Genomic DNA, 14390 nt, shown 5'->3' with positions numbered 1-14390 from the left:
CCCCCCCCCCCCCCCCCCCGGCCCCAGTACCGGCAACGGGCCTTACGTCGTCAGCACCCGCAACGGGCCTTACGCCGCCGGCGGGCGCACCCCGTCCGCCAGCCCCGCCTCGAACAGCGCGTGCGCCGCGCGCAGCACAAGCGCGTCCGCGTGGCGCGCGCCCACCAGCTGCACCCCGATCGGCAGGCCCGCGCCGCTGAGGCCGCACGGCACCGACGCCGCGGGCTGCTGGGTCAGGTTGAACGGGTAGGTGAACGGCGTCCAGCCGGTCCACCGGGTGTGCTCCGACCCCTTGGGCACCTCCACCCCCGCCTCGAACGCGGTGATCGGCAGCGCGGGGGTGACCAGCAGGTCGTACGCGGAGTGGAACCGTCCCATGGCATGGCCGAGGGCCATCCGCACATCCACGGCCGCCAGATAGTCCAGCGCGCTGTACGACGCCCCCTGGGCGCAGATCTCGCGCAGCCCCGGGTCCAGCAGCTCCCAGTCCTCCTGCCCCAGCGGCTGCACCACCCGGGCCGCGCCGCTGAACCACAGCGTGTGGAACGCCTCCACCGGGTCCTCGAACCCGGGGTCGATCTCCTCGACCACCGCGCCCAGCTCCGCCAGCAGGTCCACCGCCCGCCGCACCGACGCGGCCACCTCCGGATCGACCACGGCCGCGCCGCCGAGCGCGGGGCTGTAGGCGACCCGCAGGCCGTCCACCCCGCCCCCGCCGGCGGTGAGCGCCTCCCGGAAGCCGCCCTCGGCGGGCCCCAGCTGGGACCAGTCGCGCCAGTCCGGACCGGAGATCACATCCATCAGCAGCGCCGCGTCGGCCGCGTCCCGGGTCATCGGCCCCACATGGGCCAGGGTGCCGAACGCGCTCGCCGGATAGAGCGGAACCCTCCCATAGGTGGGTTTCAGCGCGAAGATGCCGCAGAAGGCCGCCGGGATGCGGACCGAGCCCCCGCCGTCCGTCCCCAGGCTCAGCGGACCCGCGCCCAGCGCCACCGCGGCCGCGCTGCCGCCACTGGAGCCGCCCGCGGTGCGCTGGGGGTCGTACGGATTGCCGGTGACCCCGTGGACCGGGCTGTCGGTGACGCCCTTCCAGCCGAACTCCGGGGTCGTGGTCTTCCCCACGAACACCGCGCCGTGCTCGCGCAGCCGCGCCACCGAGGGCGCGTCCTCGTCCCACGCGCTGCCCCCGGGCCGTACGGTCCGCGAACCGCGCAGGGTGGGGGCGCCGCGCTGCAACAGGATGTCCTTCACCGACACTGGGACGCCGTCCACCAGGCCCACCGGGGCCCCGCGCCGCCACCGCTCGGCGGACTCCTCCGCCTGCCGCAGCGCGCCCTCGGCGTCCACCCGGGTGAAGGCGTTCACCTCCGGCTGAATCTGCTCGATCCGGTGGAGGACGGCACGGGTCGCCTCGACGGGGGAGAGCTCGCCGGAGGCATAGCGCTCGACGAGTTGAACGGCTGTCAGGTCGTGAATGTCGGTCATCCGGCTCTCCGTTCAGGTCCTGCGATCAGTCCACCGGTACGTACCCGAGGCGTTTGTCGACGATGTTGAGCAGCGGTTCGCCCGCGCACCAGCGCTCGTAGTTGTCCTGGAACTGGTCGGCCAGATGGTCGCGCCACCCGACCGTGTCACCGCTCATATGGGGCGAGACGAACAGACCGGGCACGTCCCACAGGGGATCGTCCGAGGCCAGCGGCTCGTGTTCGAAGACGTCCAGGGCCGCGCCGGCGATCCGCCGGGCGACCAGGGCCGCCGTAAGGTCCTTCTCGACGACCAGGGGGCCGCGGCCGACGTTGATGAACCGGGCGGAGGACTTCATCCGGTCGAAGACGGTGCGGTCGAACATGCCGCGGTTGGTGTCGGTGAGCGGCGCCGCGCTCACCACCCAGTCGGCCGACGGAAGCAGCTCGGGCAGCTCGTCGCCGCCGCGCACGCCCTGCCGGGCGGTGCGGCCCACCAGGTCGACCACGACGCCGAGCGTGGCCAGGGTGGAGCCGATCGCCCGGCCGATGGGACCCGCGCCCACGACCACGGCGCGCGTTCCGGCCAGCCGCATGGTCTCGCGGTGCTGCCAGCGTCGCTGCCGCTGCAGCTCCCAGGTTCCGTGGAAGTCCTTGGCCATGGCGATCACCAGACCGGCCACATACTCCGCGATCGGCTGCTCGAAGACCCCTCGAGCATTGGTCAATACGGTGTCGGACGCGACGAGTTCGGGACAGAGCAGCCGGTCCACCCCCGCGCTCGCGGTATGGACCCACGCCGGCCGGGGGCCCTCGCCGGGCCAGGCGTCGCGGACCGCGTCGGAGGTGAAGTCCCAGACCAGGAGCACATCCGCGGTGGGGAGCGCCTGGGGCAGCGAATTCTCGTCACAGACGAGCACCTTGGCCCGGCCGGCCACCCGGTCCAGGTGGACAGGCGGCCGGTCGCCGAAGACGACAACTGTGCTTTCGGACATAGGCGGGAAACCGTTTCGAAACGTGGATGGGTTTGCCTGGAAAGGGAGGGGGCAGGCGGCTCAGTTTGAGGATTGACCACGCTAGGCAGCGGAAACTACCGTCGTCAACAACGGCTTCTGTCCCGGCGCCCCCGGCATCAGGCCGGCTCTCTCCATCCAAATCTCTGGCCAATGGTCCAGTCCCTCCGTTTCCGTATTGGGGCTCGCTTTGGACGTCTCTTTTCTGGGTGGCCCACAGTCGCAGCGCGGCGTGGGTGTGGTGGCACCGTTCGACTTCGCACTCGACCGTGAGCTGTGGCGCTGGGTGCCGGACGAGGTATCCCTCCACCTCACCCGTACCCCGTTCGTACCCGTCGAGGTGAGCCTCGACCTGGCGCGGCTCGTAAGTGAGCACGAGACCTTGCACGACGCGGTGCAGGCGCTGGCCGCCGTCGCACCGGAAGTGGTGGCGTACGCGTGCACCTCGGGCAGCTTCGTCGGCGGTGTGGCCGGGGAGCGCGCGATGTGCGCGGCCATGTCCCAGGCGGGTGAGATCCCGTCGCTGACCACCTCGGGCGCGCTGCTGGAGGCGCTGCGGGAGATCGGCGCCCGGCGGATCGCGGTGGTGACGCCGTACACCCGGTCGGTGACCGACTCGCTGGAGGAGTATCTGGCCGAGGGCGGGATGACCGTCACCGGGCGGGCGTACCTCGGACTGACCCGGCACATCTGGAAGGTGCCGTACCGCGATGTGGTCGACATGGCCAGGCAAGCGGTGGTCGGGGCCACCGACGCGCTCTTCATCAGCTGCACCAATCTGCCGACCTACGACGTGATCCCGCAGCTGGAGGCGGAGCTGCGGATGCCCGTGCTGTCCGCGAACCAGGTCACCATGTGGGCGGCGCTGCGGGCGATCGGCGCCCAGGCCGTGGGGCCGTACCAGGCGCTGCTGGACCCGGTGGCCCGGTCCGGTCCGGCGGGGATGTCGGTGTCGCCGAGCGGCCCGTTCCCGGTGACGGACCCGGTCGTCGAGTCAATGCTCGGGGCCGTGGAGGCGGTCGAGTCCGTGGTGGACGAGCCGGAGGCGGCACTGGCCGGGGCGGCCTCGCCGGGGCCGGACGGCGACCCGGCCGACGGGCTCGACCCGGGCTTCGGCACCGGCCTCGGCGAGGGCCCCTACCTGGACGATTCCGGAGGCCCGGCCGCGGGGTGAGACAGCGGCCCGGCGTGATGTGACGTGAACTGAAGGGCGGCCCGCCCCGGTGCGCGAGGGGGCGGGCGCCCTGGCGTGGCCGGGCCCGCCCCGGCGTTCGGGGTGTTCGAGGTGGGCACCCCGTTCCGGGGGGTTCGGGGTGGGCACCCCGGTGTGGCGTTCGGGTGGGCGCCCCGGCGTGGCCGGGAAGTCTGCCCGGGTGGGACGGGCAGGCCCGTCACCTACGCGAGGGAGGCTGTCCGGCGGGTGGGAACCCGCCGGGCGTCCGCGGTGTAGGAGAAGTGACAGCAGTGCAGCGGCGGCGCTCGCGGGGGCCGCCAGTCAAGGAGGCAGTCATGGTGGACTCGACGCACCCGGCCCCGGACACGGTGGGCTTTCTCTACCCCGGATACTCCGCAGAGGACGAATACCCGCGCCTGGAGGGCATGCTCGGCGGCGACAGCGGCGACATCCGGCTTCCGCTCGTCCACACCGACATCGGTGAGGACGCCCATCGGGTGGACGCCCTGCTGGAAATGGGGTCGGCGGCCCGCCTCGCGGCCGGGGTCGCCGAGCTCGCCGAGCGCGGCGCCCGGGCCGTGGTCTGGGCGTGCACCAGCGCCAGCTTCGTCTTCGGCTGGGAGGGCGCCAAGGAGCAGGTGCGCGAGCTGAGCGAGACGGCCGGGATGCCCGCCTCCAGCACCTCCTTCGCCTTCGCCCACGCGGTGCAGGCGCTCGGCGTCGACCGGGTGGCCATCGCCGCCACCTATCCGGAGGATGTCGCCGACTACTTCCGGGCATTTTTGAAGGCGGCCGGCGCCGAGGTGGTCTCGATGCGCGGCAGCGGGATCATCACGGCCGCGGAGGTCGGCACCTGGGGCCGGGCGGAGGTGCTGGAGCTGGGCCGCGCCGGGGACCACCCCGAGGCCCAGGCGGTGCTCCTGCCGGACACCGCCCTGCACACCGCCGCCTGGATTCCGGATCTGGAGGCGGAGCTGGGCAAGCCGGTGCTCACGGCCAACCAGGTCACGGTCTGGGAGGGGCTGCGGCTGCTGGGCCGTGATCCGGTCCATGACCGGCTGGGCACGCTCTTCGCCCGGAGCGGCGGATAGCGCGGCGGGCGGCGCGGCCGCGGGCGGGCGCGCCGAAGGGCCGGGGAGCCGGTGACGGGAAGCTGAACCCCGGCGAAATTCCATGGTGCTCTTTCGCCATCAGGGCATTCCGCTTATCGGACTGCGCCTAGCATGCAGCCGTGCGTCGCCAACATCTCTCCCCGGTCCCGCCGGCACGTCATCTGCTGGTCGCCGGTGCGGTGACGGTGGCCACGGCCGCCGGAATCGGCGCGCTGGCGGTCGGCGGAGGCTCCTCGGACGGCTCTCGTGCGCACCCCTCCGCGAGCGGAAGCGCGGTCACGAAGGCATCGGACGGGCTGCGGCACACCTCCGTCGAGGTGTCCGAGGGCGGTTGCGGCCGTGGCTGGACCGGTGCCACCCGTGGCAAGCAGGTCTTCGATCTGCGGAACACCTCCAGCAGACCGGCCGAGGTCTATCTCACCAATCCGGCGAACGGCGCCGTCTACGGAGAGGTGGAGGGCCTGGGCCCCGGCACCAGCAGACCGTTGAGCGTCACGCTCGGCGGGGGTTCCTACGCCTTCGTCTGCCTGCCCGAGGACGCGGACGCGGTCACCGGGCCCACCGTCACCGTGTCCGGACCGGCGCGGGGCGGTGGACCGGCCGCGGTCCCGGTCAGCCAGCAGGATCTGATCCCGCCCACCATCGCCTACCAGAAGTGGGTGGCGGGCCGGATGGACGAGCTGGTGCGGCGCACGGACGCGCTGCGCTCGGCCATCCACTGCGGTGACCTGGCCACGGCCCGTGCGGCCTGGCTGCCCGCCCATCTGGTGTACGAGCGGATGGGCGCCGCCTATGGCACCTTCGGCGACGCCGACGGGGCGATCAACGGCACCACGGCGGGGCTGTCCGACGGGGTCCATGACCCGGACTTCACCGGCTTCCACCGCCTCGAGTACGGCCTGTGGCACGGCGAGTCCGCGAGCTCACTGCGCCCGGTCGCCGACCGGCTCGTCAAGGACGTCCGAGACCTGCGGGACGATTGGCCGCAGGAGCGGATGGACCCGGCCGACCTGGGCCTGCGGGCGCACGAGATCATGGAGAACACCGTGCAGTTCGAGCTGACCGGCCGCACCGACTACGGCAGCGGCACCAATCTGGCCACCGCGCGGGCCAACCTGGACGGCACCCGGGCCGTGCTGCGCCGACTGAAGCCGTTGCTGAAGCCCCGTGCCCCCTGGCTGCCCGAGCTGGAGAGCGACCTGGACCGCGCCCAGCGGACCCTGGAGCGCTCGCACCACGGCGACCGCTGGACCCCGCTGGACCGGCTGAGCCGCACCGGGCGCCAGCGGCTCAACGCGGACACGGGCGCGCTGGTGGAGCGGCTGGCCCAGGTGGCGGCGTTGATGGATGTGCGGAGGACCCGGTGAGCGAGGTGCTGCGCAGGGGCTTTCTGCTGGGCGCTGCCGCGAGCACGGTCGGCGCGGTGGCGGGCGCGGCCGCCGCGGGCACGGCGGTCGCGAAGGAGGAGGGGCCGGAGAAGAAGCCCACCCGCGTCCCCTTCCACGGCAACCATCAGGCCGGGATCCTCACCCCGCCTCAGCGGGCCACCGCGCTCATCGCCTTCGACACCATGGCCGAGGGCCGCGAGGAGCTGGCCGACACCTTCCGTACGCTCACCGAGCGGTGCCGCTTCCTCACCGCCGGAGGCGCCCCCGACCCGGTCGGGATCACCGCGCCGCCCGCCGACTCCGGCACCCTGGGCCCCGAGGTGGCCGCCGACCGGCTGACCGCGACCGTCGGCGTGGGCGCCTCGCTCTTCGACGAGCGCTACGGACTGCGGGACCACAAGCCCCGGCGGCTGCACGCGATGCGTTCCTTCCCCGATGACGATCTCGACCCCGACTGGTGCCATGGCGATCTGAGCCTCCAACTGTGCGCCGACAGCACGGACACGGTGCTGCACGCGCTGCGCGACATCGCCCGGCACACCCGGGGCGCGCTGCAGATCCGCTGGCGTATCGACGGCTTCGTCAGCCCGCCGCGCCCGTCCGGCACCCCGCGCAACCACATGGGGTTCAAGGACGGCACCGCCAATCCGGACACCGGGGACGCCCGGGCGATGGACCGTCTGGTGTGGGTGGGCGCCCACTCCGGGGAGCCCGCCTGGGCGACCGGCGGCAGCTATCAGGTGATCCGGCTGATCCGGATGCTGGTGGAGTTCTGGGACCGGGTGTCGATCAGCGAGCAGGAGCGCATGTTCGGCCGCAGCCGGGACTCCGGCGCCCCGCTGGACGGTCAGCACGAGTTCGACACCCCGCGCTTCGCACAGGACCCCAAGGGCGACGTCATTCCGCTGGACAGCCATATACGGAAGGCCAATCCGCGCACCGCCCGGACCGAGGACCAGCGCATCCTCCGCCGTGCCTACAACTACGACCGGGGCATGGACGGCAATGGCAACTTGGACATGGGGCTGCTGTTCTGCTGCTATCAGCAGGACCTCGAGCGCCAGTTCGAGACCGTGCAGAAGCGACTGGCGGGGGAGCCGCTGGTGGACTACATCACCCCGTTCGGCGGCGGCTATTTCTTCGCCCTCCCCGGTGTGAGGGACCGCTCCGACTGGCTGGGACGGACCCTTCTGTCCTGATCGTCGCCCCACCTTCCGGTCAAGAACGCCTCAAGAGTTCCTTGGATTCTTCTGACCCTCTGTTCACTCGGCCGCCTCCATGGATTCCATCGGAGAGTCCTGCCCGCGGCACAGGATCAGGCGCAGGCGTGAAACGCGAATCATGTGGAGGCATGGCATGGGCGGCACGGCAGGATCCGAAGGCGGCCGACGGCGTGGCCGGGCCGCGCGCTGGGGTGCCCTGGCCGGCGCCGCGGCCCTGGCGACGGTGGGCGGGGTGGCCCCCGCATGGGCCGCGCCCGCGAAGGGCGGCCACACCGCGACCCCGGTGAAGCATGTGGTGGTGATCTTCGACGAGAACATCTCGTTCGACCACTACTTCGGCACCTACCCCAAGGCGGCGAACACGGACGGCACCAGGTTCACGCCGGCCAAGGACACCCCCAAGGACATCGACACCCTGGCGCACGCCGGGCTGCTGGAGAAGAATCCCAATCTCTACAAGCCCAAGCGGCTGCGCAGTGACCAGGCCATGACCTGCGACCAGAACCACTCCTACGGCCCCGAGCAGTACGCCGCCAACGGCGGCAAGGCCGATAAGTTCGTGGAGAACACCGAGGTCAGCAAGTGCACCGGGCTGTTCGGCGAGCCCGGTCTGGTGATGGACTACTACGACGGAAACACCGTCACCGGCCTGTGGAACTACGCCCAGCACTACGCGATGAGCGACCGCTCCTTCAGCTCGGCCTACGGTCCCTCCACCCCCGGAGCGCTGGAGCTGATCTCGGGCCAGACCCATGGCGTGATCTCCACCGACCCCAAGTCCTCCACCGAGAACCCGAAGCAGACCGACAAGCCGGACGCGTACGCGGTGGCCTCGCCGGACGCCAAGGGCGTCGGCACGGTGATCAACGACCCGGACCCGGCCTTCGACGACTGCTCCAACAAGGACCACACCAGCAACAACGCCCTGGCTCAGCTGAAGGGCCGGAACGTCGGCGATCTGCTCAACGCCAAGGATGTGAGCTGGGGCTGGTTCCAGGGCGGCTTCCGGCCCAGCACCGCCTGGGACGGTGAGCAGGACCACTACGCCAAGTGCTCGGGTACCACCCACAAGAACGTCGGCGGCGCCGCCTCGGTGGACTACAGCCCGCACCACGCGCCGTTCCAGTACTACAAGTCCACGGCCAACCCGCATCACCTCCCGCCGAAGGACGTCCAGGAGATCGGCCACAGCGGCCGGGCCAACCACAACTACGACCTCACCGACTTCGACGCGGCGCTCAAGACGGGCCATCTGCCGTCCGTCAGCTTCCTGAAGGCCGCCGAGTACCAGGACGGCCACGCCGCCTACTCCGACCCGGTCGACGAGCAGCACTTCCTGGTCGAGCAGATCAACGCGATTCAGAAGTCGCCGCAGTGGAAGGACACCGCGATCGTCGTCGCGTACGACGACAGCGACGGCTGGTACGACCACGCCTACGCCAAGCCCCGCAACGGGTCGACCGACAAGACCACGGGTTCCAATGGCAAGGCCACCGACAGCCCCGCCTGCCAGTCCGCCCCGAAGCCCGCGGGCGGCTACCAGGACCGCTGTGGCCCCGGCCCCCGGCAGCCACTGCTGGTGATCTCCCCCTTCAGCAAGTCCAACAAGGTCGACCACACCCAGACCGAGCAGACCTCGATCACCCGCTTCATCGAGGACAACTGGCACACCGGCCGGATCGGTGACGCCTCCTTCGACCGCCGGGCGAACACCCTCTCCGGGCTCTTCGACTTCCGTCACCCCAACAACACCCAGGTGCTGCTGAAGTCCGACGGTTCGGTCGCGTCGGTCCACAAGTCCGGTCACTACACGACCTCCGCCCTGGCCGCCCACGCCCCGATCGTGAACGCCGCGGCCGCCGACGCCCTGACCACCCGGCGGCTCGCCGAGGACAAGGGCATCTCCGCCGCCCTGCCCATCGGCCTCACCGCGGGTGTGCTGGTGCTCGGCGGCGCCGGTACGGCACTGGCCCTCCACCGCCGCCGCACCGCGCGGACCGCGGGCTAGGCCCGTTCCGCGCGAGCGCGCGGCACCGTCGTCGGGTCCGCCGCCGCACCTCCTCCCCAGGTGGCGGCGGGCCCGGCCGTTCACCGGGGGCCGGGGAAAGCCGTTCACCGGGGGCCGCGGAACAAGGCCCGGGAATAAAGCGGAGCCTTTCTCCGGTTGAATGTCGGCGGTAGACGTAGAGGCGTGGCGGCGCAGCGCCGCACACGCACACGACATACGCGCACCGCACAGTGCGACCAGGGAGGCGGGCCACCGTGGCCGATGAGCAGGACCGGCGAGACGACCAGCGCGACCCCATCCGGGCCCGGCCCCTCGGCAGCGCACCGGTGCCCCTGTCGGTGCTGGACCTCGCGACCGTCGGCAGCGGGGTGACGGCCGCCGAGGCGCTGCGGACCACCACCGAGCTCGCCCGGCTCGCCGAGCGCCGGGGCTTCCAGCGCTTCTGGGTCGCCGAGCACCACTCCATGCCCGGGGTCGCCAGCTCCTCCCCGGCGGTGATCCTCGCCCATCTCGCCGCGCACACCGAGCGGATCCGGCTGGGCTCCGGCGGGGTGATGCTTCCCAACCACGCCCCGCTGGTCATCGCCGAGCAGTTCGGCACCCTGGAGGCGCTCGCCCCCGGCCGGGTGGACCTCGGCCTCGGCCGCGCCCCCGGCACCGACGGGGCCACCGCCGCCGCGCTGCGCCGCACCGAGCGGCTGCGCGAGGGCGCCGACGACTTCCCCCAGCAGCTCGCCGAGCTGACCCGCTTCCTCGACGACGACTTCCCCGACGGCCACCGCTACGCCCGTATCCACGCGGTGCCGGGGCCGGTGCAGGGCACCGTGCCCGGCGGGGTCCAGTCCGCCGGCCGGCCGTCGGTCTGGCTGCTGGGCTCGAGCGGGTTCAGCGCCCGGCTCGCCGGGATGCTCGGCCTGCCGTTCTCCTTCGCCCACCACTTCTCCGCGGCCAACACCGTCCCCGCGCTCGACCTCTACCGCGAGACCTTCCGGCCGTCCGCCGTGCTGGACAAGCCGTACGCCTCGATCGGCGTCTCGGCCTTCGCCGCAGAGGACGAGAAGGAGGCCTACCGCCAGGTGCTCACCGGCGCCCTGGCCATGATCCGGCTGCGCACCGGACGCCCCGGCCTGGTGCCGACGCCCGAGGAGGCCGAGGGGTACGAGTTCAACGAGATCGAGCGCGACTTCATCAACAGCTGGCTCGCCAACGTCGAGTACGGCGGCCCGGACCAGGTCCGCGAGGGGCTCGACGGGCTGATCAAGCGCACCGGAGCGGACGAAGTCAAGATCACGGCCAATGCCCACGGCCGTGCCGCCCGTCTGCGCTCGTACGAGCTGATCGCCGACGCCTACGATCTGCCGACGGCGCAGACGGAGGCCTAGCCCTAACCTGGTGCCGCCGGGCAGGTGATCATCGCCTGGATACGGTCCGGCGGCACCGGACGGGAGTAGAACCACCCCTGCCCCGTATCGCAGCCGATCCGCCTCAGCCGCTCCGCCTGCTCGGCGCTCTCCACACACTCGGCCGTCACCGTGAGGCCCAGCCGGTGCGCGAGCTGCACCAGCGCCTCGACGATGGTCTCGTCGGCCGGATTCGGATGCTCCTCCGCCCGGAACCCCTGGACGAACGAGCCGTCCAGCTTGAGCGTGGAGACCGGCAGCCGGCTGAGATAGGCGAGGTTGGAGTAGCCCGTCCCGAAGTCGTCGATCGCGATGGCCACCCCCATGTCGCTGAGCGCCTGCAGCGCCTGCAGCGGCCGCCCCGTGGACCCCATCACCGCCGACTCGGTCAGCTCCAGCTGGAGCAGATGCGGCGGCAGCCCGGTCTCCGCCAGGATCGCGGCGACATCGGCCACCAGATCGGAGTCCCACACCTGGCGGACCGCCACATTCACGCTGACCACCAGCGGATGCGGCGGTTCGGCCAGCTGCCAGGCACGGGCCTGGCGGCAGGCGGTGCGCAGCACCCACCGGCCCAGCGGCACGATCGCGCCGTTCTCCTCGGCCAGCGGGATGAACCGGTTCGGCGACAGCCGCCCGAACTGCGGATGGTCCCAGCGCACCAGCGCCTCCACCCCCCGGACCACCCCGTCGCCCAGCCCCACCAGCGGCTGGTAGTCGAGCACGAACTCGTCCCGCTCGACCGCCGGGCGCAGGGTGCTGGACAGCGCCTGCCGGGTCATCCGATGGGCGTTGCGCTCCGGGTCGAAGAGGGTCCAGCGCGCCTTGCCGTCCTCCTTCGCCCAGTACAGCGTGGTGTCCGCGGCCTGCATCAGCCAGGTGGTGTGGGTGCCGGCCGCGGGCCGCTCCACCACGCCGATGCTCGCCGACACCGACAGCCGCTGCCCGCCCACGTCGAACGGTTCCTGAAGGGCGGCCAGCACCGTCCGGGCGAGGTCGCACAGCTGCTCGGTGCCGGTGGAGTTGCGGACCAGCAGGGCGAACTCGTCCCCGCCGAGCCGCGCCACCAGATGGCCGTCGGGCGCCGCGCAGTCGGTGAGCCGCTGGGCGACCGCGCCGAGCAGCCGGTCGCCGACCCGGTGGCCGAGGGTGTCGTTGACCGCCTTGAAGCCGTCCAGGTCGAGATAGCACAGCCCGATCCGGCCGGTGCCCCCGTGGTCGTAGGTGGCCGCCTCCAGCGCCCTGGTCATCCGCTCGAAGAACAGGCTGCGGTTGGGCAGCCGGGTCACCGGGTCGTGCATCTGCAGATGGCGCAGCCGCCCCTGGAGATCCCGCTGGTCGCTGATGTCGGCCATCGACAGCAGCAGACTGCAGCTGTCCGGCGCGGGCTCGACGGTGACCTCGGCCCACAGGGCATGGCCGTCGGCGCGCCGCAGCCGCCGGGTGCGGCGCAGCCGTGCGGCACGGCCGCCGAGGACGTCCCGGTACTCCCGCCAGGTGCGCGGATCCTCGCGCAGATCGGCCAGGTCCGCCGCGCTGCGGGTGATCAGCAGGGCCGGATCGGTGCCGAGCAGGGCGCCGAGCGCGGGGTTGGCGTCGAGCACCCTGCCCTCGCGGTCGACGACGGCCATGGCGAGGCGCGCCACATTGAAGGCGGCGCGGTAGTCGCCGGGCGCGGGGCCGGTCGGGGGACCGGCGGTATGCCCGGTGGTGGGCCCGGCGGTATGCCCCGCCGTGGGCCCGGTGGTATGCCCCGTTGGGTGCACCGCGCCCGGGGGCGCGCCGGGGGCCGGGGGCGTGCCCAGGACCGACGGCGCGCCGGGGGCCGGACGGGGTGCGCCGGGGTCCTCCGTGACCGGAAGGACGCTCGGCATGGCCTCACGCTCTGTGATCGTCGGCAGTGTCGCGCCCGGGGCGCGTCCCTGCCCGTCGGGGGTTCCGCTCACCGCTCGCTCCCGCGTGGCGTTTGTTGTTTCCAGGTTGTTCGTACACATCTTGTGCATGTCTCACACCGGGTGCCGGGCCGACCGTAAGTGCCTGCCTGAAGGGGGATTCCCCGTTGGAAATGTGCCGATCATAGGGGCTCGTACTCCGGGCGTTCCATCGATGTCATCGCGCTCACCGCCGCCTTGACAATGTGTTTGGTCGTATCTGTCCGACTCTGCGCGGGCCAACGGCCGCTCTGACCGATTGTGACCGTCTGTTACGTACCCGGATCGCGGCCTCTTCACTCGACCAGCCCAACCCAACAGGGCGTACCCCGCCAATTCACCTCAGGGTGGAGTGGGTGTTCCGACTACGCCCGGGAGGTCGACATGGTGCGTCTTCCTCAGGTACCCGAGGGGGTGCACCGGCAGCCTCGGCTGCGTCGGACCGGAGCCCTGCTCACCTCGCTGAGCGCGCTCATCGCGACCACCGTGGTGGCCGGCCCCGCCGTCGCGGCCGGCCCCGGCGGCCCCTGTGACCTGGAACGCACCGATGCCCACCACTCGGAGGGCGTGGACACCTGGAACCCCCGCTACCCCCGCCCGGTACGCCGCCTGGACGCGGCGATGGTCTTCCTGTCCTTCCCGGACGCGCGGCCCCGGGTGACCCCCGCCCAACTGGCCGCCGACCACATCCCGGCGACCCCCAATTTCTTCAAACGGGCCTCCTACGGGAAGTTCGGCTTACGGGTGCATCCGCTGCGGCGCTGGATCGCCATGCCCCAGCGCTCCACCGCGTACGCCATACAGCGCGACTGGAACGCCCAGCGCCGCGCCGCCTATCTGCGCGACGCCATCGCGGCCGCCGATCCGCACCTCGACTTCGCCCGCTACGACCTCGTCTATCTGGTCGCCGACCCCGACGCCCCCGGTGTGGACGCCGATGCGACGAAAGTGGTCAACTTCGAAAAGCCACTGCGCGCGGACGGTGTCGATCTGCGCCGACTGGTCACCGTTTTCGAGCACCATCCGCCGGACCGCAATGTGCTGGCCCATGAGACCGGGCATGTCTTCGACCTGCCCGACCTCTACCACCGGCCGAAGGACACCGACGGCAACGCCGAATGGGACACCTACGTCGGCGACTGGGACCTGATGGGAAGCCAGTTCGGCATGGCACCCGATCCGTTCGGCTGGCACAAGTGGAAGCTCGGCTGGCTCGGCGCGCGCCAGGTGGCCTGCGACCGCGCCACCGGACCGCGCCGCTACACCCTCCAGCCCCTCGCCGCCCCCATCGGGCACGGCCGGTCCGGCGCCGACACCCGCACCCGGCTGGTCGTGGTCCGCACCGGGCCCACCACCGCGCTGGCCATCGAGGCGCGCGGCGGCAGCGGCAACGACGCGGGCACCTGCACCGAGGGCGTGCTGGTCTACCGCGTCCGCAACGACAAGGCATCGGGCGACGGCCCCGTACAGGTGCTGGACGGCCACCCCGCCACCTCCGCCTGCTGGAACGAGTCGGTCTACCCCGAACTCGCCGACGCCCCGCTCGGCGTCGGGGACAGCATGTCGGTCAAGGAGGACGCCGTACGGATCACGGTGGCGGGCCGCGCCGCCGACGGGGGCTGGACCGTCCGGGTCAACCGCAGGGCGCGTTGATGACGGCTGATGACGGGGGTGCGAC

The 14390-nt window shown here is 72.0% G+C and carries 10 protein-coding genes; 7 read left to right on the top strand and 3 right to left on the bottom strand.

The genetic code is table 11. The features are described from left to right. Positions 1-69: 69 nt before the first annotated feature. Both ACFXB5_RS23545 and ACFXB5_RS23540 read right to left on the bottom strand, forming a co-directional pair. Positions 70-1485, bottom strand: coding sequence for an amidase (locus ACFXB5_RS23545; RefSeq protein WP_385211119.1), 1416 nt, complete (start codon positions 1483-1485; stop codon positions 70-72). Positions 1486-1510: 25 nt separating this feature from the next. Continuing rightward, the gene (locus tag ACFXB5_RS23540; RefSeq protein ID WP_385211117.1) at positions 1511-2458 is read right to left on the bottom strand and encodes a D-2-hydroxyacid dehydrogenase; all 948 of its coding nucleotides are present in this window, start codon (positions 2456-2458) and stop codon (positions 1511-1513) included. 208 nt (positions 2459-2666) lie between these two features. Between ACFXB5_RS23540 and ACFXB5_RS23535 the strand changes: the two genes are divergently transcribed. The 6 genes from ACFXB5_RS23535 to ACFXB5_RS23510 all read left to right on the top strand — a co-directional run bounded on the left by ACFXB5_RS23535 (position 2667) and on the right by ACFXB5_RS23510 (position 10763). Continuing rightward, positions 2667-3650 (top strand): decarboxylase, encoded by a 984-nt coding sequence (locus tag ACFXB5_RS23535; RefSeq protein ID WP_385211116.1) that lies wholly within the window; start codon positions 2667-2669, stop codon positions 3648-3650. A gap of 335 nt (positions 3651-3985) precedes the next feature. Continuing rightward, entirely contained in the window at positions 3986-4741 is a 756-nt protein-coding gene (locus ACFXB5_RS23530) for a decarboxylase (RefSeq protein WP_385211114.1), read from the top strand. 140 nt (positions 4742-4881) lie between these two features. After that, positions 4882-6129 (top strand): EfeM/EfeO family lipoprotein, encoded by a 1248-nt coding sequence (locus ACFXB5_RS23525; protein ID WP_385211112.1) that lies wholly within the window; start codon positions 4882-4884, stop codon positions 6127-6129. Beyond that, complete coding sequence (efeB, locus tag ACFXB5_RS23520; RefSeq protein ID WP_385211109.1) at positions 6126-7349, top strand: iron uptake transporter deferrochelatase/peroxidase subunit; 1224 nt, start codon at positions 6126-6128, stop codon at positions 7347-7349. The genes ACFXB5_RS23525 and efeB overlap by 4 nt, the downstream gene beginning before the upstream one ends. Positions 7350-7506: 157 nt before the next feature. Next, the gene (locus tag ACFXB5_RS23515) at positions 7507-9381 is read left to right on the top strand and encodes a phospholipase C (RefSeq protein ID WP_385211107.1); all 1875 of its coding nucleotides are present in this window, start codon (positions 7507-7509) and stop codon (positions 9379-9381) included. Between the two features lie 254 nt (positions 9382-9635). Then, positions 9636-10763, top strand: a complete 1128-nt coding sequence (locus ACFXB5_RS23510; RefSeq protein ID WP_385211105.1) for an LLM class flavin-dependent oxidoreductase — start codon at positions 9636-9638, stop codon at positions 10761-10763. Positions 10764-10765: 2 nt separating this feature from the next. Here ACFXB5_RS23510 and ACFXB5_RS23505 read toward each other — a convergent pair whose 3' ends face one another. Beyond that, positions 10766-12775 carry an EAL domain-containing protein gene (locus tag ACFXB5_RS23505; RefSeq protein ID WP_385211139.1) on the bottom strand — a complete coding sequence of 670 codons (2010 nt, stop codon included), beginning with the start codon at positions 12773-12775 and terminating at the stop codon, positions 10766-10768. Positions 12776-13096: 321 nt separating this feature from the next. Here ACFXB5_RS23505 and ACFXB5_RS23500 point away from each other — a divergent pair, with 321 nt between their 5' ends. Continuing rightward, entirely contained in the window at positions 13097-14365 is a 1269-nt protein-coding gene (locus tag ACFXB5_RS23500) for a M6 family metalloprotease domain-containing protein (RefSeq protein ID WP_385211102.1), read from the top strand. The last annotated feature ends 25 nt before the right edge of the window (positions 14366-14390 follow it).

The organism is Streptomyces sp. NPDC059455 (assembly GCF_042750115.1).
In the GTDB taxonomy this organism is placed as follows: domain Bacteria; phylum Actinomycetota; class Actinomycetes; order Streptomycetales; family Streptomycetaceae; genus Streptomyces; species Streptomyces endocoffeicus.
This window is presented reverse-complemented; position numbering and strand designations above follow the sequence as displayed.